The sequence below is a fragment of the Streptomyces sindenensis genome (assembly GCF_014649035.1).
Classification (GTDB): Bacteria; Actinomycetota; Actinomycetes; order Streptomycetales; family Streptomycetaceae; genus Streptomyces; species Streptomyces sindenensis.
The window spans coordinates 32,934-56,771 of sequence record NZ_BMSG01000017.1 but is presented as its reverse complement, the minus strand read 5'-3'; the positions used below and the strand labels follow the sequence as shown (position 1 = coordinate 56,771).

The 23,838-nt window shown below is 72.2% G+C and carries 24 protein-coding genes and 1 riboswitch; of the genes, 15 read left to right on the top strand and 9 right to left on the bottom strand.

Annotated elements, in window-relative coordinates; all coding sequences use genetic code 11:
- The first annotated feature begins 43 nt into the window (after positions 1-43).
- The 8 genes from hpnE (at position 44) to IE145_RS19370 (ending at position 8,620) form a co-directional block, all read left to right on the top strand.
- Positions 44-1,429: a hydroxysqualene dehydroxylase HpnE gene (gene hpnE, locus IE145_RS19405; RefSeq protein ID WP_189526561.1), complete on the top strand. Its 1,386-nt coding sequence runs from the start codon at positions 44-46 to the stop codon at positions 1,427-1,429.
- A gap of 29 nt (positions 1,430-1,458) precedes the next feature.
- Complete coding sequence (locus IE145_RS19400) at positions 1,459-2,529, top strand: polyprenyl synthetase family protein (RefSeq protein ID WP_373296607.1); 1,071 nt, start codon at positions 1,459-1,461, stop codon at positions 2,527-2,529.
- 107 nt (positions 2,530-2,636) lie between these two features.
- On the top strand, positions 2,637-4,637 hold the full coding sequence (gene shc, locus IE145_RS19395) for a squalene--hopene cyclase (RefSeq protein WP_189526558.1): 2,001 nt from the start codon (positions 2,637-2,639) through the stop codon (positions 4,635-4,637).
- Complete coding sequence (locus tag IE145_RS19390; protein WP_189526556.1) at positions 4,637-5,287, top strand: phosphorylase family protein; 651 nt, start codon at positions 4,637-4,639, stop codon at positions 5,285-5,287. The genes shc and IE145_RS19390 overlap by 1 nt, the downstream gene beginning before the upstream one ends.
- 5 nt (positions 5,288-5,292) lie before the next feature.
- The gene (gene hpnH, locus IE145_RS19385; RefSeq protein ID WP_006128938.1) at positions 5,293-6,312 is read left to right on the top strand and encodes an adenosyl-hopene transferase HpnH; all 1,020 of its coding nucleotides are present in this window, start codon (positions 5,293-5,295) and stop codon (positions 6,310-6,312) included.
- Positions 6,309-7,706 carry an aspartate aminotransferase family protein gene (locus tag IE145_RS19380; RefSeq protein ID WP_189526554.1) on the top strand — a complete coding sequence of 466 codons (1,398 nt, stop codon included), beginning with the start codon at positions 6,309-6,311 and terminating at the stop codon, positions 7,704-7,706. The genes hpnH and IE145_RS19380 overlap by 4 nt, the downstream gene beginning before the upstream one ends.
- Positions 7,707-7,772: 66 nt before the next feature.
- Positions 7,773-8,381, top strand: a complete 609-nt coding sequence (locus IE145_RS19375) for a helix-turn-helix domain-containing protein (RefSeq protein WP_189526553.1) — start codon at positions 7,773-7,775, stop codon at positions 8,379-8,381.
- A gap of 65 nt (positions 8,382-8,446) precedes the next feature.
- Positions 8,447-8,620, top strand: a complete 174-nt coding sequence (locus IE145_RS19370) for a DUF6126 family protein (protein WP_006128941.1) — start codon at positions 8,447-8,449, stop codon at positions 8,618-8,620.
- A gap of 39 nt (positions 8,621-8,659) precedes the next feature.
- Here the strand turns inward: IE145_RS19370 and IE145_RS19365 are convergent, their stop codons facing one another.
- Positions 8,660-9,472: a tyrosine-protein phosphatase gene (locus tag IE145_RS19365; protein WP_189526551.1), complete on the bottom strand. Its 813-nt coding sequence runs from the start codon at positions 9,470-9,472 to the stop codon at positions 8,660-8,662.
- A gap of 444 nt (positions 9,473-9,916) precedes the next feature.
- Positions 9,917-10,077: riboswitch (cyclic di-AMP (ydaO/yuaA leader) on the top strand.
- Positions 10,078-10,080: 3 nt separating this feature from the next.
- On the opposite strand from IE145_RS19365, the gene IE145_RS19360 reads away from it, so the two are divergent.
- On the top strand, positions 10,081-11,037 hold the full coding sequence (locus tag IE145_RS19360; RefSeq protein ID WP_189526549.1) for a M23 family metallopeptidase: 957 nt from the start codon (positions 10,081-10,083) through the stop codon (positions 11,035-11,037).
- Between the two features lie 162 nt (positions 11,038-11,199).
- Positions 11,200-12,039, top strand: coding sequence for an SGNH/GDSL hydrolase family protein (locus IE145_RS19355; RefSeq protein ID WP_189526547.1), 840 nt, complete (start codon positions 11,200-11,202; stop codon positions 12,037-12,039).
- Between the two features lie 10 nt (positions 12,040-12,049).
- On the opposite strand, the gene IE145_RS19350 is transcribed toward IE145_RS19355, so the two are convergent.
- The 6 genes from IE145_RS19350 to IE145_RS19325 are packed head-to-tail and all read right to left on the bottom strand — an operon-like array spanning position 12,050 to position 18,278.
- Positions 12,050-12,967, bottom strand: coding sequence for an STM4011 family radical SAM protein (locus IE145_RS19350; protein ID WP_189526545.1), 918 nt, complete (start codon positions 12,965-12,967; stop codon positions 12,050-12,052).
- A gap of 7 nt (positions 12,968-12,974) precedes the next feature.
- A complete protein-coding gene (locus tag IE145_RS19345; protein WP_189526543.1) occupies positions 12,975-14,360 on the bottom strand; it encodes an STM4012 family radical SAM protein in 1,386 nt (461 codons plus the stop codon).
- Entirely contained in the window at positions 14,357-15,187 is an 831-nt protein-coding gene (locus IE145_RS19340; RefSeq protein WP_189526708.1) for an STM4013/SEN3800 family hydrolase, read from the bottom strand. Before IE145_RS19340 ends, IE145_RS19345 begins: the two co-directional genes overlap by 4 nt.
- A 34-nt stretch (positions 15,188-15,221) precedes the next feature.
- Positions 15,222-16,376 (bottom strand): STM4014 family protein, encoded by a 1,155-nt coding sequence (locus IE145_RS19335; RefSeq protein ID WP_189526541.1) that lies wholly within the window; start codon positions 16,374-16,376, stop codon positions 15,222-15,224.
- Positions 16,357-17,316: an STM4015 family protein gene (locus IE145_RS19330; protein WP_189526539.1), complete on the bottom strand. Its 960-nt coding sequence runs from the start codon at positions 17,314-17,316 to the stop codon at positions 16,357-16,359. The genes IE145_RS19335 and IE145_RS19330 overlap by 20 nt, the downstream gene beginning before the upstream one ends.
- A gap of 5 nt (positions 17,317-17,321) precedes the next feature.
- On the bottom strand, positions 17,322-18,278 hold the full coding sequence (locus IE145_RS19325; protein WP_189526537.1) for an STM4015 family protein: 957 nt from the start codon (positions 18,276-18,278) through the stop codon (positions 17,322-17,324).
- A gap of 176 nt (positions 18,279-18,454) precedes the next feature.
- Here IE145_RS19325 and IE145_RS19320 point away from each other — a divergent pair, with 176 nt between their 5' ends.
- Both IE145_RS19320 and IE145_RS19315 read left to right on the top strand, forming a co-directional pair.
- Complete coding sequence (locus IE145_RS19320; RefSeq protein ID WP_010057996.1) at positions 18,455-18,781, top strand: DUF8820 family protein; 327 nt, start codon at positions 18,455-18,457, stop codon at positions 18,779-18,781.
- 144 nt (positions 18,782-18,925) lie between these two features.
- On the top strand, positions 18,926-19,927 hold the full coding sequence (locus IE145_RS19315) for a DUF6745 domain-containing protein (protein ID WP_189526535.1): 1,002 nt from the start codon (positions 18,926-18,928) through the stop codon (positions 19,925-19,927).
- A 69-nt stretch (positions 19,928-19,996) separates the two neighbouring features.
- Here IE145_RS19315 and IE145_RS19310 read toward each other — a convergent pair whose 3' ends face one another.
- Positions 19,997-20,638 carry a TetR/AcrR family transcriptional regulator gene (locus tag IE145_RS19310; RefSeq protein ID WP_189526533.1) on the bottom strand — a complete coding sequence of 214 codons (642 nt, stop codon included), beginning with the start codon at positions 20,636-20,638 and terminating at the stop codon, positions 19,997-19,999.
- Between the two features lie 204 nt (positions 20,639-20,842).
- Between IE145_RS19310 and IE145_RS19305 the strand changes: the two genes are divergently transcribed.
- Both IE145_RS19305 and IE145_RS19300 read left to right on the top strand, forming a co-directional pair.
- Positions 20,843-21,283 (top strand): PPOX class F420-dependent oxidoreductase, encoded by a 441-nt coding sequence (locus tag IE145_RS19305; protein ID WP_189526531.1) that lies wholly within the window; start codon positions 20,843-20,845, stop codon positions 21,281-21,283.
- 102 nt (positions 21,284-21,385) lie between these two features.
- Positions 21,386-22,597 carry an MBL fold metallo-hydrolase gene (locus IE145_RS19300; protein ID WP_189526530.1) on the top strand — a complete coding sequence of 404 codons (1,212 nt, stop codon included), beginning with the start codon at positions 21,386-21,388 and terminating at the stop codon, positions 22,595-22,597.
- 126 nt (positions 22,598-22,723) lie between these two features.
- Here the strand turns inward: IE145_RS19300 and IE145_RS19295 are convergent, their stop codons facing one another.
- Positions 22,724-23,218 (bottom strand): hypothetical protein, encoded by a 495-nt coding sequence (locus IE145_RS19295; RefSeq protein WP_189526528.1) that lies wholly within the window; start codon positions 23,216-23,218, stop codon positions 22,724-22,726.
- A 64-nt stretch (positions 23,219-23,282) separates the two neighbouring features.
- Between IE145_RS19295 and IE145_RS19290 the strand changes: the two genes are divergently transcribed.
- A complete protein-coding gene (locus tag IE145_RS19290; RefSeq protein ID WP_189526527.1) occupies positions 23,283-23,768 on the top strand; it encodes a hypothetical protein in 486 nt (161 codons plus the stop codon).
- Positions 23,769-23,838: the final 70 nt, after the last annotated feature.

The window sequence follows — 23,838 nt, the reverse complement described above, 5'->3', positions numbered from 1 at the left end:
TGAGGACCCGGCCGACAGCCACGACCCGGGGGGAGGGGCAGGCATGAGCGACGAGACTTCGCGCCCCGTCGGCGTGGTCGTCGGCGGCGGCCTCGCCGGGGTCACGGCGGCGCTCCGCCTCGCCGACGCCGGACTCGACGTGACCCTCCTGGAAGGCCGGCCCCGCCTCGGCGGTCTCGCCTTCTCCTTCCAGCGCGGCGACCTCACCGTCGACAACGGCCAGCACGTCTACCTGCGCTGCTGCACCGGCTACCGCTGGTTCCTCGACCGGATCGACGCCACCCACCTGGCCCCGCTCCAGGACCGCCTCGACGTGCCCGTGCTGGACGTCGGCCGGGCCGCCGGGCCGCGCCTGGGACGGATCCGCCGCACCGCCCTGCCCGTACCGCTGCACCTGGCGGGCGGCCTCGCCGCCTATCCGCACCTCTCGCTCGCCGAGAAGGCGGCCGTGGGCCGGGCCGCTCTGGCGCTCGGCCGCCTCGACCCCGCCGACCCCGAACTGGACCGGATCGACTTCGCCACCTGGCTGCGCCGGCACGGCCAGTCCGAGCGCGCCATCGAGGCGCTCTGGGACCTCGTCGGCGTCGCCACCCTGAACGCCACCGCCCCGGACGCCTCCATGGCGCTCGCGGCGAAGGTCTTCAAGACCGGCCTGCTCTCCGATGCCGGCGCCGCCGACATCGGCTGGGCGACCGTACCGCTCGGCGACCTGCACGACACCCTTGCCCGCAAGGCCCTGGACACCGCGGGCGTCCGCACCGAACTGCGCGCCAAGGTCGGCTCCCTCGCCCGCACCGAGGACGGCCGCTGGAGCGTCGAGCGCGCGGGGGAGCGGATCATCGCCGACACCGTCGTGCTGGCCGTGCCGCAGACCGAGACCCACGACCTGCTGCCCGCCGGCGCGCTGGACGAGCCGGAACTGCTGCTCGACATCGCATCCGCCCCCATCCTCAACGTGCACGTCGTCTACGACCGCAAGGTGCTGCGCCGGCCGTTCTTCGCCGCGATCGGCTCCCCGGTCCAGTGGGTCTTCGACCGCACCCACTCCTCGGGCCTCAAGGGCCCCGGCCAGTATCTGGCGGTCTCGCAGTCGGCCGCCCAGGCCGAGATCGACCTCCCCGTCGCCGAACTGCGCTCCCGCTACCTGCCCGAGCTGGAGCGGCTGCTGCCCGCCGCCCGCGGCGCGGGCATCCGCGACTTCTTCGTCACCCGGGAGCGCACCGCCACCTTCGCGCCCGCCCCGGGCGTCGGGCGGCTGCGCCCCGGCCCCCGCACCCGGCTGCCCGGCCTCCAGCTGGCCGGGGCCTGGACCGACACCGGCTGGCCCGCGACGATGGAAGGTGCCGTGCGCAGCGGCGGAGCCGCCGCCGACGCGGCCCTCCACGACCTCGGCCGCCCCCCAGGACATCCGCTGCAGGAGGCGGCATGAGCAGTACCACCGGAACAAGAGGAGAGTCTGTGACCCCGGCGAATCCGGCTTTCGACACCGTGGCTGACACCGCGGACGTCACCGCGCTTCTGGAGCGCGGACGAGCCCTGTCAGCGCCGGTCCTGCGGGCTGCCGTGGACCGGCTCGCGTCGCCCATGGACACCGTCGCCGCGTACCACTTCGGCTGGATCGACGCCGAGGGGCGGCCCTCGGACGGCGACGGCGGCAAGGCCGTGCGCCCGGCGCTCGCCCTGCTGTCCGCCGAGGCGGCGGGCGCCCCGGCCGAGGCCGGCATCCCCGGCGCCGTGGCCGTCGAACTCGTGCACAACTTCTCGCTGCTGCACGACGACCTGATGGACGGCGACGAACAGCGCCGCCACCGCGACACCGTGTGGAAGGTGCACGGCCCGGCCCAGGCGATCCTGGTCGGCGACGCGCTCTTCGCCCTCGCCTACGACCTGCTGCTGGAGCTCGGCACGGTCGAGGCGGGCCGTGCGGCCCGCCGGCTGACCACCGCCACCCGCAAGCTCATCGACGGGCAGGCCCAGGACATCTCCTACGAGCACCGCGAGCGGGTCACCGTCGAGGAATGCCTGGAGATGGAGGGCAACAAGACCGGCGCCCTGCTGGCCTGCGCCGTCTCCATCGGCGCGGTGCTCGGCGGCGCCGACGACCGCACCGCCGACACCCTGGAGGCGTACGGCTACCACCTCGGCCTCGCCTTCCAGGCCGTCGACGACCTGCTCGGCATCTGGGGCGACCCGGAGTCCACCGGCAAGCAGACCTGGAGCGACCTGCGCCAGCGCAAGAAGTCCCTGCCCGTCGTCGCCGCGCTCGCCGCGGGCGGCGAGGCCTCCGAGCGCCTCGGCGAACTGCTCGCCGCCGACGCCAAGAGCAACGACTTCGACAGTTTCTCCGAAGAGGAGTTCGCCGCCCGCGCGGCGCTCATCGAGGAGGCGGGCGGCCGCGAGTGGACCGCCCAGGAAGCCCGCCGTCAGCACGGACACGCCATCGAGGCGCTGCACGCCGTCGACATGCCCCACCGGGTGCGGGAGCAGCTCACCGAGCTCGCCGACTTCGTGGTGGTACGGAAGAGATGATCACTTTCTCCATATGACTCGCAGTCGCCGGCCGGCGCCCTCACCGGGGCGCCGGCCGACGGAGACCCCAGCACAGCAGAGAACCGACTGCACGTAAGGGGAAGCTCATGACAGCGACGACCGACGGACCGACCGGGGCCGCGAACATCACCGGGGCCCCCGCTGACGATCCGACCGAGACGAGAACCGCCGCCAACGATGTCACCGACGTCGCACGGCGGGCCGCGGAACGCTCCGTGGAGCACCTCCTCGGCAGACAGGACGAGCAGGGCTGGTGGAAGGGGGACCTCGCCACCAACGTCACGATGGACGCCGAGGACCTGCTCCTGCGCCAGTTCCTCGGTATCCAGGACCCCGGGACCACCCGAGCCGCCGCTCTCTTCATCCGCGGCGAACAACTCGGCGACGGCACCTGGAACACCTTCTACGGCGGACCCGGCGACCTCTCCGCCACGATCGAGGCGTACGTCGCCCTGCGACTGGCCGGGGACCGCCCCGACGAACCGCACATGGCCCGCGCCTCCGGCTGGATCCGGGACCAGGGAGGCATCGCCGCCGCCCGCGTCTTCACCCGCATCTGGCTGGCCCTGTTCGGCTGGTGGAAATGGGACGACCTCCCCGAACTCCCGCCCGAGCTGATGTTCTTCCCCAAGTGGGTCCCGCTCAACATCTACGACTTCGGCTGCTGGGCCCGGCAGACCATCGTGCCGCTCACCATCGTCTCCGCGAAGCGCCCCGTGCGCCCCGCCCCCTTCGCCCTGGACGAGCTGCACACCGACCCGGACCACCCCAACCCGGCCAGGAAGCTTGCCCCGCCCACCAGTTGGGACGGGCTCTTCCAGCGCCTCGACAAGGGGCTGCACCTCTACCAGAAGGTCGCCCCACGCCCGCTGCGCCGTATCGCGATGAACGTGGCCGCCCGCTGGATCATCGAACGCCAGGAGAACGACGGCTGCTGGGGCGGGATCCAGCCTCCGGCCGTCTACTCGATCATCGCCCTGCACCTGCTCGGCTACGACCTCGACCACCCGGTGATGAAGGCCGGCCTGGCCTCGCTCGACCGGTTCGCCGTGCACCGCGAGGACGGCGCCCGCATGATCGAGGCCTGCCAGTCGCCCGTCTGGGACACCTGCCTGGCCACCATCGCGCTGGCCGACGCCGGCCTGAGACCCGACCACCCCGCCCTGGTGAAGGCCGCCGACTGGATGCTGGCCGAGGAGATCACCCGCCCCGGCGACTGGTCGGTCCGCAAACCCGGACTGCCCCCGGGGGGCTGGGCTTTCGAGTTCCACAACGACAACTACCCGGACATCGACGACACCGCCGAGGTCGTCCTGGCGCTGCGCCGGGTGCGCCACCCCGACCCCGCCCGGCTGGAGGCGGCGATCGCCCGCGGGGTCCGCTGGAACCTCGGGATGCAGTCCCGCAACGGGGCCTGGGGCGCGTTCGACGCCGACAACACCAGCCCCTTCCCCAACCGGCTGCCCTTCTGCGACTTCGGCGAGGTCATCGACCCCCCGTCGGCCGACGTCACCGGCCATGTCGTGGAGATGCTCGCCGTCGAGGGGCTCGCGAACCACCCCCGTACCCGCGAGGGAATCGAATGGCTGCTCGCCGAACAGGAGGCGTGCGGCGCCTGGTTCGGCCGCTGGGGCGTCAACTACGTCTACGGCACCGGGTCCGTGGTGCCCGCCCTGATCACCGCCGGGCTCCCCGCGGGACACCCCGCGATCCGCCGGGCCGTCGACTGGCTGGAGTCCGTCCAGAACGACGACGGCGGCTGGGGCGAGGACCTGCGCTCCTACCAGGAGGAGAAGTGGATCGGGCACGGTGAGTCCACCGCCTCCCAGACCGCCTGGGCGCTGCTCGCCCTCCTCGCCGCGGGCCGCCGGGACACCGCCTCCGTCACCCGGGGCGTCACCTGGCTGACCGAGGCGCAGCAGGCCGACGGCTCCTGGGACGAGCCGTATTTCACCGGCACCGGATTCCCCTGGGACTTCTCGATCAACTACCACCTCTACCGCCAGGTCTTCCCCCTGACCGCGCTCGGGCGGTATGTGCACGGCGACCCGTTCGCGGACCGCACGGACGCAGCCGAGGGGGCGTGATGGGCGATCCGCGAGGGCCCGGGAGCCCCGTGACGCCGCTGCTGGTCGCCTGCGCCCTCGGGATCGAGCAGGTGGCCCTGCGCAGCGGCAGGGGCGCCCCGGGCCCGGTCCGGGTGCTGCGCACCGGGATGGGCCCCCGGGCGGCGGAGGCGGCCGTGGCGCGCCTTCTGGGCGGCCCCGGCGGATTGCCCGACTCCGCCGTCATCGCCTCCGGTTTCTGCGCCGGCCTCGCCCCGGGCATGCACCCCGGGGACCTCGTCGTCGCCGAGGAGACCCGGGACGCCGACGGCACCACCCCCTGCATGGGCACCGGCGTCCTGGTCGCCGCGCTGACCCGCGCTCTGCCCGGCCGCAGGGTCCACACCGGCCCGCTGACCGGCTCCGACCACGTCGTACGGGGGCCCGAACGGGCCGCGCTGCGGGCGGGCGGGGCCATCGCCGTGGACATGGAGTCCGCCGCGACACTGCGTACCGCCCTGTGCCACGGACCGCGCCCGGTTGCGGCCGTCCGGGTGGTCGTAGACGCTCCAGAGCATGAGCTCGTCCGGATCGGCACCGTACGCGGTGGAATATCGGCGTTCCGCGTTCTTCGTACCGCCCTTCCGGCTTTCTACGAATGGCACCGATCTTTACTGCTCCCCAGGAGGTGAGCCAGATGGCCATGCCGCTCCGCCAGACCATCAAGGTTGCGACGTATCTCTTCGAACAGAAGCTCCGCAAGCGTGAGAAGTTCCCGCTGATCGTCGAGCTGGAGCCGTTGTTCGCCTGCAACCTCGCCTGCGAGGGATGCGGCAAGATCCAGCACCCGGCCGGTGTCCTGAAGCAGCGCATGCCGGTCGCCCAGGCGGTGGGCGCGGTCCTCGAATCCGGCGCCCCCATGGTGTCCATCGCCGGCGGCGAGCCGCTGATGCACCCGCAGATCGACGAGATCGTGCGCCAGCTCGTCGCCCGGAAGAAATACGTCTTCCTCTGCACCAACGCCATGCTGATGCGCAAGAAGCTGGACAAGTTCACCCCGTCCCCCTACTTCGCCTTCGCCGTGCACATCGACGGACTGCGCGAGCGGCACGACGAGTCGGTCGCCAAGGAAGGCGTCTTCGACGAGGCCGTCGCCGCGATGAAGGAGGCCAAGGCGCGCGGCTTCCGCGTCACCACCAACTCCACCTTCTTCAACACCGACACCCCGCAGACCATCATCGAGGTCCTCAACTACCTCAACGACGACCTCAAGGTCGACGAGATGATGATCTCTCCCGCCTACGCCTACGAGAAGGCCCCCGACCAGGAGCACTTCCTCGGCGTCGAGCAGACCCGCGAACTGTTCAAGAAGGCCTTCGCGGGCGGCAACCGGGCCCGCTGGCGGCTCAACCACTCGCCGCTCTTCCTGGACTTCCTGGAGGGCAAGGCGGACTTCCCGTGCACCGCCTGGGCCATCCCCAACTACTCGCTCTTCGGCTGGCAGCGCCCCTGCTACCTGATGAGCGACGGCTACGTACCGACGTACCGTCAGCTCATCGAGGAGACCGACTGGGAGAAGTACGGGCGGGGCAAGGACCCGCGCTGCGCCAACTGCATGGCGCACTGCGGCTACGAACCCACCGCCGTGCTCGCCACCATGGGATCGCTCAAGGAGTCCCTGCGCGCGGCGCGGGAGAGCGTGGGCGGCAACCGGTGACGGACGGCGGGCCGGGCGGCTTCGACCTGGGACGGCTCCTGGCCGAGCGCGGGGCCGAGCGGTACGAGCTGCATGCGCGCCATCTCAACCACCAGCTGCCGCGCATGCTGCACACCATCGGCTTCGACAAGGTCTACGAGCGGGCCGAGGGCGCGTACTTCTGGGACGCGGAGGGCAACGACTACCTCGACATGCTCGCCGGATTCGGCGTCATGGGGATCGGCCGGCACCACCCGGTCGTGGCCAAGGCCCTGCACGACGTGCTCGACGCCCAGCTCGCCGACCTCACCCGCTTCGACTGCCAGCCGCTTCCCGGACTGCTCGCCGAGAAGCTGCTGACCCACAGCCCGCACCTGGACCGCGTCTTCTTCGGCAACAGCGGCACCGAAGCGGTCGAGACGGCGCTGAAATTCGCCCGGTACGCCACCGGGAAACCGAGGGTCCTCTACTGCGACCACGCCTTCCACGGGCTCACCACGGGCTCGCTGTCCGTCAACGGGGAGAGCGGCTTCCGCGACGGCTTCGCCCCGCTGCTCCCCGACACGGCCGTCCCGCTCGGCGACCTCGACGCGCTGCGCCGCGAGCTGAAGCGGGGCGACGTCGCGGCCCTGGTCGTCGAGCCGATCCAGGGCAAGGGCGTGCACCCCGCGCCGCCCGGCTATCTGCGCGAGGCCCAGGAGCTGCTGCACCGGCACAAGGCGCTTTTGATCGCCGACGAGGTGCAGACGGGCCTGGGCCGCACCGGGGACTTCTACGCCTACCAGCACGAGGAGGGGGTGGAGCCCGACCTCGTGTGCGTGGCCAAGGCGCTCTCCGGCGGCTATGTGCCGGTCGGCGCGACCCTCGGCAAGGACTGGATCTTCCGCAAGGTCTACTCCTCGATGGACCGGGTCCTCGTCCACTCCGCGAGCTTCGGTTCCAACGCCCAGGCGATGGCGGCCGGGCTCGCCGTCCTGACGGTGATGGAGGACGAGGAGACCGTCGCGAATGCCCGGCGCACCGGTGATCTGCTGCGCGAGCGGCTGGCCGCCCTGGTGGACCGCTACGAACTGCTGCACGAGGTGCGCGGCCGGGGGCTGATGATCGGCATCGAGTTCGGCCGGCCCTCCTCGCTGAAGCTCCGCAGCCGATGGACCATGCTCCAGGCGGCCCGCAAGGGGCTCTTCGCCCAGATGGTCGTGGTGCCGCTGCTCCAGAAGCACCGGATCCTCACCCAGGTCTCCGGCGACCACCTGGAAGTGATCAAACTGATCCCGCCGCTGGTCATCGGGGACGCGGAGGTGGACCGTTTCGTGGCGGCGTTCACCTCCGTCATGGAGGAAGCGCACAGCGGCGGCGGACTGATGTGGGACTTCGGCCGGACGCTGGTCAAGCAGGCCGTGGCCAACCGCTGAACCGGCGGCGTTTACCTCTGAGGCAAGTTATTTGCCCCAGAGGAAAGCTCCTGGCCCAATAGAGGCATGAACCCTCCGGACGAAGGGGTGCCGGACGAGCTCCCCGGTGTCGCACCCCGACTGCGCGATCTGCGCCGTGCCCGCGGCCTCACCCTGGAGGCCGCGGCCCAGCGAGCCGGGCTCTCCCCGGCCCATCTCTCCCGGCTGGAGACCGGCCGCAGGCAGCCCTCGCTGCCGATGCTGCTGGGCCTCGCCCGCATCTACGGTACGACGGTCTCCGAGCTGCTCGGCGAGCAGCCGCCCGAACGGGACGCGATCATCCGCGGCGGCGGCTTCGAGGGGGCGGAGGCCGACGGCTGGATGTACCGGCGGGCGGGCGGCTCCGGCCGCGCGATGCAGGCGCTGCGGGTGCGCGTCCCGTACGGGGCCCAGGGTGACCTGGTCCGGGTCCATCCCGGCGAGGAGTGGCTGTACGTCCTGGAGGGCCGGCTGCGGGTCGGGCTCGGCGACACCGTCCACGACCTCGAACCCGGCGACAGCGCCCACTTCGACTCGCTCACCCCGCACCGGATCGCGGCCGTCGACCGCTGCGGCGCGGAACTGCTTTTCGTCCACTCCCTGCTGCAGAGTCCCGCCGCCGAGCTCTGCCTCGGCAGCGGACTGCACTCGCGCTGACCGGCCGTTCCCGCCGGTCCCCGCCCTTCACGCCACCGGCCGCGAGGCCGACAGAGAGGACCGTCATGTCCGATTCCGAGCACTACGACCCGCTGGGCCCCGGACGCCGCGCGAACGAGGACCCGCAGGAGAAGCGGATGCCGCGCGGCGTCATCATCCGGCTCTTCGCCTATCTGGTGGCGGGCCACATCATCGCGGCCTTCCTCTACCTGCTCTTCGTGGTGGCCGGGAGCAAGTGACGGCCCGTTCCGGGGCGGGCCGCCGTCACGGGGGAGAGGTCAGCCTTCGTCGAGCAGCCGCTCGCGCAGCCGCTCCCGGGTCTCGGGGGAGATCCTCAGCCCCTCGGACAGGTAGCGGTCCGTCGTCCCCCAGTTCTCCTCGATGGCCGCGAAGGCCGCCGCGAGATAGGCGGGCCGCGCCCCGAACAGCGGGTCCAGCAGCTCCAGCACCTCGGGCGACATGCCGGCGCCGGACGGGTCGGAGCGCTTCACCTTGTACCGCCGGTGGAGATCGTTGGACTTGAGGTAGTCCTCCTCGATCGCCTCCGGTACGACACCGACCGCGAGCAGGGCGACCGCGATCGAGAGGCCGGCCCGGTCCTTGCCGGCCGCGCAGTGCATCAGCGCCGGGACGCTGTCCTCGGCCAGGGCGTGCAGGACCCGGCTGTGCTCGGCGGTGCGGTCCTCGATCGTCGCGCGGTACATCCGGATCATGCGGTCGACGCCCTTGCTCCCGGAGAGGACCGAGCGCAGCTGCTCGATGTTCCCGCTGCCCACCAGCCGCCAGAACTCCGCGCCATCGGCCGGGTCCGAGAGCGGAATGCTGACATTGCGGACACCGGCCAGCTCGATGTCGTACCCGTCGAGCCGGTGATCGGCGGAGTGGCGGAAGTCGAAGATCGTGTGCAGTCCGAGACCGCCGAGGAAGGCCGCGTCTTCGGCGGTGGCGTGTGCCAGATGGCCGCTGCGGTAGAGCCGGCCGAAGGCGGTGCGCCGCCCGTCCGCGGTGGGGAGCCCGCCCACATCACGGAAGTTGCGGACTCCGGTCAGCACGATCTCTGTCGGCGGGATCTGCGGCACCTGCTGCGTCACGGGGACTCCTCGGTTCTCGGGCGTCGGCGCGGCTCTCCGGCGAGGGCGCTCCCGTGACGATACGACATCGATTCGACGGAAAATCATCACGGTTGCCCCCCGGGGAGCGAGTGCCGGGAGGGCTGGACTGACTCGGCGTCAGGGGCGCCGCTCGCGGCATGTCCGTATTGGCCCATTTCGCAGAACATGCCCCGCTAATGGGGGAGATGGCGTTTCGGGGGTGAGCGGGATCATATCCGTGACGGTCCGTGGTGGGCGCGCCGCCGGGCATTCCCGTTGCCCGTACGGAAATCCAAGATCCGTTGTCCACGGAGTGTGACGGGAAATCCGGAGCGATATCGAATCGATGATTCCGTCGGGCAACCGATGGCTTGTTCCGCCCGTCCTGACCGGTTTACGGTCACCGTCAATCCGGACGGACCGCCTAATCCTGCCGCCGCCCGGAATTCGCACCCACCCACTCACGTGTGGCAGGAGCGGGGGAACCAGGTAAGCCGCCGAGCCGGAGTGATCCGGACCGGCTAGGGGTGAAGTCGCCGCGACGCGACCGGGCATCTCCAGCCCGAACCCGACAGCTCACCTCGCAGGCGCCGGAGAGGAACTTCCCCATGCCCGCAAAGGGTAAGCACCGTCGTCCGAAGTCCGGCCCGATCTCCCGCGGCGTCCTTGCCGCAGGGACCGGCGGCGCCGCACTCGCCCTCCCGCTCATCGGCGCCACCGCCGCGAACGCCGCCGGCCAGGCCGCCCCGGCCGTCAAGCCGGCCGCCGCCTCGGTCGCCGCCGCGCACACCGCTCCGGCCGCCGCCCCCGCCGCGTCGAAGGCCACCCCGAAGACGTACTCCGTGGTCTCCGGCGACTACCTGTCGAAGATCGCCGCCGAGCACCAGCTCAAGGGCGGGTGGGAGAAGCTCTACCAGGACAACCGCTCCACCGTCGGCGACAACCCCAGCCTGATCCACCCGGGCATGAAGCTGACCCTCGGCGCCAAGGGCTCCGCCCCGGCCGAGAAGTCCGCCGCCCCCGAGGCCGCCCCGAAGAAGGCCGAACCGGCCCCGAAGGCCGCGCCGAAGGAAGAAGCCCCGAAGGGCGACACCATCTCCGCCGACGACTCCGAGGGCTCCGGAGCCGCGCGGACCGGCTCCGCCGAGGCCACCGGCTCCGGCTGGTCCGCCCCGCTGGCCAACGCCAACGTCACCACCCAGTACCGCGCTTCCGGCGCCAGCTGGTCCAGCGGCTACCACACCGGCTCGGACTTCCAGGCCGCCACCGGCACCCCCGTCCTCGCCATCGGCCCGGGCACCGTGGTCTCGGCCGGCAACGGCGGCGCCTACGGCAACGAGGTCGTCATCAAGCACGAGGACGGCATGTACTCCCAGTACGCCCACCAGTCCGCGCTGAACGTCTCGGTCGGCCAGACCGTCACCGGCGGCCAGCAGATCGGCCTCTCCGGCTCCACCGGCAACTCCACCGGCCCGCACCTGCACTTCGAGGTCCGCACCGGCCCGGGCTACGGCTCGGACGTCGACCCGATCGCCTACCTGCGCCAGCACGGCGTCTCCCTCTGACCCAGCGGCGACGAGAAGTGTCCGAGGGGCGGTGCGCGGCGGCGCACCGCCCCTCGCTTTATTCCGGCTTTACCGAAAACTGACCGGGTGGTCTATCTCACCATCCGTCAACCCCGTATTACGGTCGCGTAGGTCACATCGGACGATGCAGGATAAGTCCTTGTGGCAGACGATTCGAGAAACAACCAGCAGCACACCATCGGGTCGTACGCGGCGATCGGCGACAGTTTCACCGAGGGCGTCGGCGACCCCGGCCCCGACGGGACCTTCGTCGGCTGGGCGGACCGCTTCGCGGTCCTCCTCGCCGACCGGCTGCCGGCCCCCGACCGGGCCGGCTCCGAGGGCGCCCCGCACGAGGACTCCCCGCACGGGGACTTCCGCTACGCCAATCTCGCCGTACGAGGACGTCTCCTCGACCAGATCGTCGAGGAACAGGTCCCGCGTGCCAAGGAACTGGCCCCCGACCTGGTCAGCTTCTGCGCGGGCGGCAACGACATCATCCGGCCCGGCACCGACCCCGACGATCTCGCCGAGCGCTTCGAGCGAGCCGTCGCCGATCTGAGCAACGCCGTCGGCACGGTCATGGTCACCACCGGCTTCGACACCCGGGGCGTTCCGGTGCTGCGCCACATGCGCGGCAAGATCGCCACGTACAACGTCCATCTGCGGGCCATCGCCGACCGCTACCAGTGCCCCGTGCTGGACCTGTGGTCGCTGCGCTCCGTCCAGGACCGCCGTGCGTGGGACGCCGACCGGCTGCACCTGTCGCCCGAGGGCCACACCCGCGTCGCGCTCCGCGCCGCCCAGGTCCTCGGCCACGACGTGCCCGCCGACCCCGACCAGCCCTGGCCGCCGCAGGCCCAGCGCAGCCCCTTCGACGAGCGGCGCGACAACATCCAGTGGGCCCGCGAATACCTGGTGCCCTGGATCGGCCGACGGCTGCGCGGCGAGTCCTCCGGCGACCACGTCGAGGCCAAGCGCCCTGACCTGCTGCCGCTGTAGGGCCTGTCCCTCAGGGCTCCAGCAGGGGAAGCGCCCGCCGGGGCGGGTTCGGCGCGACGAACCCGCCCGGTGGCGTGCCCGCGCCGGACCCGGCCGGTATCCGCTCCAGGACACCGCCGGCGAACACGTCGTACAGCGGCAGCGACTCCAGATGCACATAGCCGATGTGGCAGTCGCACACGGCGAGAGGACACGCCCGCGGGCCGAGGGCCCGGCGGTAGCTGCCGTCGTAGAGATTGCCCAGCTCCGCCTCGACGAAGTGACAGCGCCGCACCGTGCCGTCCCCGTCCACCGAGACGACCGACTCGCCCGTCCGGCAGGGCAGTCCCGCCGAGCGGTGCGGATCACGGCTGTAGGGGAACAGCGGATCCAGCTCCGTCCACCGCGCCGCCTCCTCGTCGGTGTACGTGTGCCCCTCGGCGGCGTTCACCCAGAGATAGACCTCGTCCGGCAGCTCCGCCCGCAGCCGCCGCGCCTCGTCGAGATGCTCGTCGAACCCGACCACTCCCACGCTGTAGCGGATGCCCTTCGCCGACAGCTCCCGGCATCTGCCCAGAAAACGGTCGTACGGGGTCTGCCCCGGGTGGTACGTGCACCAGAGCGCGATCCGCTCCGGATCGGCGTCCGCCAGCCAGTCGGTGCGGCAGCTCAGGTTCGTCTGGATCGCGACCCGGCCGATGTGCGGCAGGTGCGACAACTCGGTCAGCGCCCGCCGGTACCAGGAGCGCACCAGCCCCTCGCCCCACGGCGTGAACAGCACCGACAGCCGGTCGGCCGTCTGCGCCGCGGCCCAGCCGGTGAACCGCTCCAGTGCCTCCCGGTCCGCCGTGAGCTGCGCACGGCTGTCCCGCCGCTTGGCGAACGGGCAGTAGGGGCAGTCGTAATCGCAGGAGGCGAGCGGTCCCCGGTAGAGAATCGTCAGGTCCACGGCCCGGTCACTTCCTCTCGTACGCGGCCATCGCCGCCCGCACCCCGGGGGAGAACAGCGCGGGCCCCAGCGCGTCGGAATGGGCGAGACCCGACGGCGACAGCCTGAGCAGACCGTCCGGCGCCGACGCGTCCAGCCAGCCCCGGTCCGCGAACTCCGCCAGCTCGGCCGGGAAGTCCTCGCCCGGATCCGTGCCGAACCGGGCCCGGTACTCCGCCACCGGCAGCCCCGCCGCCTGGAGCAGCGACTGCAACAGGTGCCGCCTGCGCGCCTCGTCCACGTCGACATACCGGCCGACCTCGGCCCGGGAGAAGTCCTCGGTGGCGGTGAAACGGTCGATGATCGACCGGATCTCCCGCATGTCCACCGCGTAGTCGAAGGAGTAGTGCAGGGCGGAGGTGTACGAACGGGCACCGCAGCCGAGGCCGATCATGCCGTCGGTCTGGCAGGCGTAGTCGTCCGGGCCGTCCTGCTCGCGCGGGGCGTCGGTCCGCCGGAACATCCGCATCGACACCTGCTCGTAGCCGCGGGCCAGGAGATGGTCCCGCCCCACCGCGTACAGCCGCAGCCGCTGCTCGTCCCAGGCGGCGTCCTCCAGGGCCTGGGCCTCCGGGGCGGTCGCGGCAGGGCCGATGCGGTGCAGACCGGTGAGCGGACGGACGTACAGCGGATAGAGGTACAGCTCCTCCGGCCGCCAGGCCAGCGCCGCGTCGAGCGAGGCGAGCCAGCTGCGCTCGGTCTGCCCGTCGATGCCGTAGATCAGGTCGATGTTCAGCACCGGGATCCGGGCGTCCCGGATCCGGCCGAGCGCCGCCTCCACGTCGGCGCGGCGCTGCGGCCGGACGGCGGCCCGGGCCTCCTCGTCCACGAAGCTCTGCACACCGATGCTGATCCTCGTCGTGCCCCGGTCGGCCAGCACCGAGAGCCGGTCGGCGGTGGCGGTCGACGGCGAGGTCTCCACGGACAGCGGGACCGCGCTCAGGTCGGCGCCCATCCGCTTCTCCGCGATATCGCAGAGCCGCTCCAGCTCCCCGGCGGTGAGGAACGTCGGCGTCCCGCCGCCGAACGCCGCCGCCGCGAACCGCACCGGCTCCTCGTCGCCCAGCGCCTCCCGCACCGCCAGGGCCTGCCGGTCCAGCGCGTCCAGATAACGCGTCGTCAGCTCCTCGGGCGCGCCGATCCGGGTGAAGAGATTGCAGAAGCCGCAGCGGACCTCACAGAACGGTATGTGGAGGTAGAGGGAGAGGGCGTCCTTCGGCTCCGCCGCCCACAGTGACCGCAGGGCCGGGCGGTCCTTGAGCGGCCGGTAGGCCGTCTTGTGCGGATAGGCGTAGACGTAACTCTCGTACGGCCGGACGGCGGGCGGCGCGGTGGTGCTGGTCGTGATCGTCATCGGGCGGCCCCCGGTCCGGGTGTTGCGGGCGGTTCGAGGAAGAAGTGGGCGTAGGGGACGGTCCAGACGGCCGGGTGGCCGAGCCGGTGACCGGTGTAGCCGTCGTCGCCGTAGGCGGTGCCGTGGTCGGAGCAGACGATGGCGAAACACCGGCGGCGGCTGCTCGCGGTGGCGAAGAGCCGGCCGATGTGCCGGTCCACGTACTCCAGGGCCGCCGCGTGCGTGGCCCGGGAGTCGCCCGCTTCACGGGTCGCGCCGGGCAGATGGAACCAGTTCGGCTGGTGCAGGGCGGACACGTTGACGAAGAGGAACAGCCGCTGCTCCCGGGGGAGCGCCGCGACGACCTCCTCCGCCCGCGCCACCTGCTCCTCGAACGAGGTGGGCGAGGCGACGCCGAAGCCGGGCTCCCAGTGGCTCTCCTGGAACATCCCGGGCAGCACCGAACCGAGCGGTCCCTGACGGTTGAAGAATCCGACCCCGCCGATACACACCGTGCGATAGCCCTCGGCGGCCAGCCCCGACACCAGATCCGGGGTGTCGAACACGAACGTGCCGTCCGCCGTCGTCTCACTGCCCGCGAACCGCGCCGCGAACAGCCGCGGGTGCGGTCCGGGGGAGGCGGGCGTCGGCAGGAACCCGGCGAACATCGCCTGGTGCGAGGCGTAGGTGAAGCTGCCCGGGGCGTGCCGCTCCTCCCAGCCGCCGCCGGGCAGGTGCCGGGCGAGGTGGGGGATGCGTCCGGCGGCCGCCAGCTCGACGGCGACATCGTGGCGCAGGGTGTCCAGGGTGACCAGCAGCAGGTCGTGGCTGCCCACGACCTCGCCCATGTCGGGCCGGCCGGATCCGGGGGGCGTGGCGGGGTCAGGAAGCGGTGAGGGCACGGTGGTTCCTTGCTCGGTCCAGTACGGCGGCGACCTGCGCCGCATAGGTGTTCAGGCCCTCGGCGCCGCTGTCCGGCAGACCGGTGAGTCCGGGCAGCAGATCGCCGAAGGCGTTGACCTCGCCGACGGCGAAGCGCCGCCAGCCGGCCGTGGGCAGAAGATCGACGCCCGCACAGAGCGTCCCGGGAAAGCAGGCCGCCGCCCGCTCGCACATCGCCAGCGCCTCGCGCCAGCAGCCGCCCGCCGCCGCCACCGCGCCCCGGACCTCGTCGAGGTCACCGCGCGCGCCGCCCAGATGCAGATTGGTCATGGGGCTCGTGCTCGTCCGCACCACGGCGTGCGTGGCCCGGCCGCCGACCACCACGATCCGCAGGTCCGCGGCCCGCCCCCGCTGGGACGCCTTCGGGAGCCACCGCTCGATGTGCAGCCCGTCCGGGGCCAGCGCGTCCACCACCGCGCCGATCTCCCGCTCCGAGGTGTAGCGCCGGACCCGCAGTGAGTTGAACAGCCGCCCCGACGGGTCCCGTTCGACCGATGTGCTCGCCCGGACCCGGCCGGGACCCGCCGTCTCCACCGCCAGCACCCCGGAGGCGGAGGAGCCGTGCGCCAGCTTCACGAACGCCCGGGGCATCCGGTGCTCGCGCAGCAACTCCCGTACGTCGGACCAGCCCCGCACCGGGGCCCCGGCCGGGCCGGAGGTCGGCGAGGCGGGCACGGGGACCCCCGCCCGGTCGAGCAGTCCGTGGCACAGCCGCTTGTCGAAGAGCACGGCGATGTCGGCGGAGGAGCCCAGCACCTCGGCCCCCGCCGCCGACGCCGCACCGGCCACCGCGTCCACCGCCGCCGTGAAGCGCGCGTACCACCGGGCGGAGCCCTCCACCCGGGTCGGGTCGTCGACCCCGCGAAGCAGCCGGTCCACCTCGGCGTCCTCACCGGGCGAATCGATCCGCACGCTCTCGCCGGGGGTGAACGCCGCATCCCCGCGCAGCACCTGGAGCCAGGGCACGACCCGGGCCGCCGGCAGACCGGCGGACCGCACGGCCTCCTCGAAGAAGGCGACCCGCCGGTTGCCCGGATTGCCGACGACCGCGAACCGCGGCCCCGGGACCTTGCCGTTACTCGCTGACCGCGACATAGCGTTCCGGTTCGTCGTCCTCGTCGTCCGGGTCGGCGTAGTCGTCCTCGGCCTCGCCGCCCTCCACCACGGCCGGGGCGCAGGCGGTCCTGATGCGGTCCAGCACCGGCCCGGTGAGGTAGTGGTGGCGCAGATCGAGGGTGGACAGATGGCTCAGGGGCTGACCGTTGAGCAGGGCCTCGCCACCCGTGTCGCTCAGGGTGCCCATGGACAGCGCCAGGGTCTCCAACTGGGCCACCACGGGAGCCGAACCCACGGCGAGGGCGATCTCGTCCTGGATCTCGCTGTTCTGCAGCCCCAGGTGGCGCAGCCGGGGGAACACACCGCCCGACAGGAGCGGCCGGATGTCGTCGACCGTGGCGTCGCCGCCGTACCACGAACTGCCGAACCACAGGTCCAGCCGTTCCAGCGCGGGCAGCTCGCTCGCGGCGACGGCCCGGACCAGCGCGCCGGGCAGCCCGCCGGACTCGAAGCGCAGCGACTTCAGCGCCGTATGGCGCAGGGGGCGCAGCGCGAGTCCCTCCTGGCCGCAGCCGCGCACACCGAACTCCTCCAGCGACGGCAGCGCTTCGAGCACCGGAGTGATGTCGCACATCCTCAGCCAGGACACCTCGCACTCCTCGCCCACCACATCGGCGAGGAAGAGCCCGCGCAGGGCCGGGAAGCGGTCGGCGTGGGCGACGATCAGCTCCATCACCGGAGCGAACGGCGTGTACTCGTCGTTCCACCAGGGGCCGATGACGAGGGCCCGGACCCGGGTCGTGTCCACCGATTCCAGGAACTGCTCCCACAGCGTGGCGAAGCCGGCGTCCTTGCCGTAGTCGCACTCCAGCCGCCAGGCCACCGAGTCGGCGGCGGGCAGGGCGCCGGACGACGGCGCCGGGGTGTGGACCGGCAGCCCGTGAAAGCGCTCCAGATGCTCGATCCCGAGATACGTCATGGCGCTCACTCCGACACCGCGGTGTAACGGCCCTCGACGCCCCGGTCGCCCCACGGCTCGCACTTCTCCGAGAGGTCGACCCGCACCCCGTGCGGCTCCAGGGCGGAACGGACCCGCTGCTCCATGGCGTCGCTGAGGAAGTGATGGTGGAGGTCGAGGACTTCCAGATGGGTCAGCGGCTGCCCTTCGAGCAGGGCGGCCGCGCCCTCGTCGCCCAGCGTCCCGTTCGACAGGTCGAGCACCCGCAGCCGGGCGACGACCGGAGCCGAGGCGATGGCTGCGGCGATCTCGTTCTGGATCTCGCTGTTGCGCATGCCCAGGTGGTGCAGCCGGGGGAAGCGGGTGCCGGAGAGCAGCGGAGCGAGGTCGGCGACGTCGGTGTTGCCCTCGTAGGCGGAGACCCCGAGCCAGAGGTCCAGCCGCTCCAGCGCGGGCAGTTCGCTGTCCAGCACCCCGCGCACCACCTCCACCGGCAGTCCGCCCGCCTGGATCGTCAGCGACCGCAGCCGCTCGTGCTTCGTCGGCGGGAACACCAGATCCGTGCCGCCGCGCACCCCGAGCTCCGTCAGCGCGGGGAACGCGGCCAGCAGGGCCGTCACGTCCGACTGCTCGATCCAGGTGATCTCGGCCTCCTCCGCCTCCAGATCACCGACGAACACTGCCTCCAGCGAGGTCAGCCGGTCGGCGGCGGCGATCACCAGACCGATCGGAACCGAGGACGTCTCCTCGTACGCCTCGCCCCACTGACCGATGATCAGGGCCCGGACCCCGGCCGGGTCGACCTCGCCCAGGAAGTGGGCGAACTCCTCCTCCCAGGACCGGTCCTCGTCGTCGCCGTACGGATCGACGGAGACACGCCAGGCCACGGCATCTGCGGCGGGCCGGGGGCCCTCGTCGGTCGTGTGCCGGAAGTCGACGGCCGGAAGGCCGCCGAACTCGTGCAGATGCTGCGCACCGTACATGGCCCTGAGCTCCTGATCCTGGGAACGGCTGTTGTCCGCAAGGTCTATCAAGCCGCACTGACAACGCCGCGACCGGGACCCCGGCCACAGCCGTCGCCGGGCGCCGTTGTCAGACCCTGCCCGTAGCGTTTTTCGCAGGGTCGGCACACCGGGTGCCGCGACGAGGGGAGACGTCTGTGTACCGGCAGGGCGACGTACTGATCATGGAGCTGGACGAGTCGGCGGTGCCCGCCCCCTTCCTGGAGGCCCCGGGCGAACTGCGCGACGGGCGGGGACGGCTGGTGCTCGCGCTCGGCGAGGTCACCGGACACGCGCACGCCGTGCAGGGCCCCGGCCGGCTGATCCGGGAAGCGGGCCAGTTCGGGCCGATGCTGCTCCATCTTCCCGAGGGCGGCCGGGTGGTGCACGAGGAGCACGCGGTGATCCCGCTGCCCAAGGGCTGGTTCCGCGTCGTGCGCCAGCGGGAGTACGCGCCGGGCGCGGTCCGCATCGTGGCGGACTGACCCTTCGGCCGTGCCGGAGCCCGCACGGACACCCGGAGCGAACGCAGCAAACGCACCGAACGCAGCAAACGCACCGAACGCAGTAGACACAGCGAACACAGCCTTTCGGAACAGAACGAGCACAGCAGGGGACGGGGACAACCGATGCAGAACGTGAATTCCTGGCGGAGCGTGGCGGCGGCGACCGGCCGTGCGGACCGGACGGCGGCCGAGGCAGGGGTGCGGCGCGCCTACCGCACCGCCGGACTGGCCGAGCCGGACCGGATCATCTGGGCCGCATCGCCCCGGGCCGCCGTCGAGACGGTGGAGAAGCTGACCGACGCCGGACGGTCGGTGCGCGAGGAGGTCCGCACCCGCCCCTGGGCGGACGAACGCCGCCGGATGTACGACGAGCTGGGCCCGGCCGGCTGGTCGGCGCTCTGGTCCGCCACCGGGGCCCAGCTGTGGGAGACCACGGCCGCGCTCGCCGAGCGGATACGGACCGGTGTCGTCGCCGACCTGGCACCCCGGTCCCAGGACGCGGCGGCCGTCCGGCTGGTGCTCCTGGACGCGGTGCTCGGCCAGCACGACGCCGCCTGGCTCGCGGCCTTCGACGGACACGGCGACCGGCTCGCGGGTCTCGCGGAGGTGGCCCGCAACGCCGGCTGGTGGTGGCCCTACGAGCACGCCGTCGTCATCACCGAGCGGCCCGACGTCCTGCACCGCGACGAGGCGGGCCGGCTCGACCACGGGGAGGGGCCGGCACTCGCGTACGGGGACGGGTTCGCCCTGCACGCCTGGCGCGGCATGCCCGTGCCCGCCGCGTTCCTGGAGGAGCTGCCCTCCCTCACCCCCGAGCGGATCCGTGCCGAGGAGAACGCGGAGCTGCGCCGGGTGATGCTGGAGTACTACGGCTACGACCGGTATCTCACCGAGTCGGGTGCCGAGCCCGTCCACCGCGACGAGACGGGCATCCTCTGGCGCATCGCCCTCGACGGCGACGAGGACGTGGTGATGGTCGAGGTGGTCAACTCCACCCCCGAACCGGACGGCACGTGTCGCACCTACTGGCTGCGGGTGCCGCCCGCCACCCGGACGGCGAAGGACGGGGTGGCCTGGACCTTCGGCCTGGAGGGGGCGGCCTACGCACCGGTGCGCCAGACCTGACGGCGGCGGCCGGCCGGCTGCCGTCCGGGTTCGTCCGGGAAACGGGGGAGCGGCGGAGGGATCGGCCGGTCAGCCGTCGGCCGAGGCGTCCGCGACGGCCGCACCGGTCAGATCGGCGAGGTCGACGCCCAGCTCGCGGGCGAGCGCCTCGTCGGTCCACCGCAGCATCGTGGTCCGCGAGAGCGGGCCCGCGTACGAGGTCGTCTGCACCGCCATCCCGTCCAGGAGGGCGGTGAGCCGCCAGGCCGCCGAGAGGGGGTCCTCGCACCGGAACTCTCCGGCGGCGGCACCCTCGTCGATGACCTGGGCCAGCTCCGTCTTCCACTGCTGGTCGAGGTCGCCCGCGACCTCACGGAGGGCCGGGTCGCGCAGCGAGGCGGCCCAGCCCTCGATCCACAGGCGCCAGCCCTTGGCCGTTCCCGTCGGGGCGTACCACCGCACGGCCGCCCGCAGCCGGCGTACGGCGGTGGTGCGGCGGGCCAGCAGTTTGCGCAGGTGGGCGAGATCGGCCTCGGCCGCGTACGCGAACGCCGCCGCGACCAGCTTCTCCTTGGTCGAAAAGTGGTAGAGGACGAGCGCGTTGCTCACACCCAGCACCTGGGCCACATCGGCGATCCGCAGGGACGAGACCCCTCGGATCTCGATCTGCTCGACCGCGGCACGCAGCAGCTCCTCACGCCGCTCCGCCACGTTCAACCGGACTCTTCCCACCGGGACACCCTAACGAATGGGCCAGGTCAGCGGCGGCACGGCGGAGGGCCGGTGACCGGCGGCGACCTGGGAAACGGACGTTCACCAGAAGGACGTGGCGGGGGCCGACGGATGTGACACGACCGGGGGACCTGTGACATGACCGGGGGAGGGGACCGGAACCGGAACCGGAATCCTCCGGCCGGGCCGGACGTTGCATTCTGCATGACGCGAATCGAACCGGATCGGCAAGCGCTGCTCCGCCTCCTCGGAGAGCAGGACGGCGGGGTTCTGGTCACCCTGAAGCAGGACGGACGCCCTCAGCTGTCCAACGTCAATCACGCCTACTACCCCGAGGAGCAGGTGGTCCGCGTCTCGGTCACGGAGGGCCGGGCCAAGACCCGCAACCTGCGGCGCGACCCCCGGGCGAGCTACCACGTCACGAGCGACGACCGGTGGGCCTGGACCGTCGCCGACGCCACCGCCGAGCTGACTTCCCCCGCCGAGACCCCCGACGACGCCACCGTGGAGGCCCTGATCACGCTCTACCGGGACGTCAGGGGCGAGCACCCCGACTGGGACGACTACCGCCGGGCCATGGTCGAGGACCGCAGGGTGCTGCTCACCCTGCGCATCGGCCACGTCTACGGGCAGCCGCGTGGCTGACACCCCCGTCGGCCGGACCGGCTGCCCCGTTCAGCATCTTCTGCTCGCCCTGTCGTACAGGCCGACGATAATGAGACGACACCGACTCCCTCAGGAGATGTTGTGACCGGCGCTGACTACTTGCTTCCGCTCCGCACGAAACTGCGCTCGATGCGTACCGAGTCCTTCGGGGCCGATCCGGCCGGAGCGCGGATGGAGCGCATCCGCCGCTCGCCCCATTTCGTCGACGGAGCCTTCCAGAACCCGGTGGGGGCCCGTATCCGGCCCTCCGGGTCCACCGTCGAGTTCGCCAAGACCTATTTCCAGAGGGAGCAGCGGGCCCTGAGAACGCCGGACGGCGCCGTGCCCGTCCACCCCACCACCCTCGCCGATCTGGCCGCACCGCCCGTCAGCGGGCTGCGGCTGACCTGGATGGGCCATTCCAGCGTGCTGGCGGAGATCGACGGCCGACGCGTCCTGTTCGACCCGGTCTGGGGCGAGCGCTGTTCTCCGTTCCCGTTCGCCGGGCCCAAGCGGCTGCACCCCACCCCGTTGTCGCTGGCCGCGCTCGGACCCGTCGACGTCGTCGTGATCTCCCACGACCACTACGACCACCTCGACCTGCCGACGATCCGTGCCCTGGCCGGCACCGACACGGTCTTCGCCGTGCCGCTCGGTGTCGGAGCCCATCTGGAGCGCTGGGGTGTGCCCGCGGCCCGGATGCACGAGCTCGACTGGAACGAGACCGCGACGGTCGCCGGAATCAGCCTCACCGCCACCCCCGCCCGCCACTTCTGCGGGCGCGGGCTGCGCAACGGACAGCACACCCTCTGGGCGTCCTGGGTCGTCGCGGGCCCGGAGCACCGGATCTACCACAGCGGGGACACCGGCTATTTCCCCGGCTTCCGGGAGATCGGCGCCGAGCACGGTCCCTTCGACGCCACCATGATCCAGATCGGCGCGTACTCGGAGTACTGGCCGGACATCCACATGACCCCCGCCGAAGGCATGCGCGCCCACCTGGACCTCCAGGGCGGCCGCCCGCACGGAGTGCTGCTCCCGATCCACTGGGGCACGTTCAACCTGGCCCCGCACGCCTGGGCGGAGCCGGGCGAGTGGACGAAGGACGCCGGCGACGAGGCGGACCAGCCGGTGGCGTTCCCCCGGCCGGGCGAACCGTTCGAGCCGGCCGGAATCCTGCCCGTGGCACCGTGGTGGCGAGCGCTGTCGCCCGCGCTCGCCCACCCGTGGCGCCTCCCCGAAGAACATCCCGGTGCCGACCGCGGCCCCGCCCCGGCAGCGCGGGGCGACCTCGACCTGGCGGGGGAGCGCTGACCGCCCGCAGGACGTAGCCCTGAGGGCCGCCGCCGGTTCGCCGACGGCGGCCCTCGTGCCCTGGCCGGCTCAGCCCGGCCGGGACCGGCCCTTGGAGCCGATCCGGGGGACCGACTCCGGCCGGGCTCAGCACTCGCCCTCCGCGACGGTGATGGAGAGGCTGACCTCGACACTCGTCATGTCCGGCTCCGGTTGCGGCGGCGACACGCTCAGGCAGAACGTGGTGTCGACGTCCTCCGCCGTGACCTCGAACAGGTCGACGGCGGGATCCGCGTCCTTGTCGTAGGGGTCGTCCGCGTCCTCGACGTGCAGGCCGCCGGTCGAGGGGCCCTCGCCGCTCTTCTCCAGGGCGTCGCGGATCATGCTCCCGTAGCTGCCGGTCCATGGCCCCAGCGTTTGCGGCGTTGCCTCCAGGTCGCGGACGGCGACGTGCACCGCGTCGCGCAATTCGCCCTCGCTCCAGGAGCTACGGGCGCGCAGGGAGTACAGGAAGATGGCGGCGAACAGCAGGGACCCGATGATGAGGCCCATCCCGACCGGGTTCCTCGGGTTGTAGACATAGCGACTTGTTCCCCAGTTCGAGCGGATGAATATCGGCTCGTCGTCATGGCCCTTGCTCATGCCCCGGAGCCTAGTTGCCGCCCGAACGCGCAACGATCGCCGCCCCGTACGCGTCTGACCGGGCATGAATGATCTTCCTGAGCACCCCGCCGGCTCCATCGACGCCGACGAATCCGAGGACGCCGAGGTGCGGCCCGGCCCCCTCTGGCGTCATGCGGTGTGGGTCGCGGCCGTCACCGCCGCCGGTGTGGCGCTGGGATGGGTGGGCGCGCTCTTCCGCATCGGGCCGGAGGAGTTCGGCCTGCCGCCCGCCGCTCCGGGAGCGCTCTGGCCCTATCTGCTCGCCTGGACCGCGATCGGTCTGGCCCTGGCCGCCGTCCTGCGCGTCGTGGCGGCCAAGGTGCCCGTGTACGAACCGGAGAAGGCCGCCATCGGCGTCGTCCTGATCGGGACGAGGCTCTCCCTCGGCTGGCGGCCGGAGCCTCTCGAAGTCGCCGGCCTCGCTGCCGTGGGCCTGCTGCTCGTGGCCGTCTGGTGCGCCGTCGCCCTACGCGGTGCGGCCGTCGTACGGCGGACCGAGGAGGTGGCCCGGGCCCGGGGAACCGCGTAGGACACGCCGACGGCGGGTGCCGGGGGCCGGGCCCGGCGCGCGGGGCACACTGGGGCAGCCCCCGCATCCC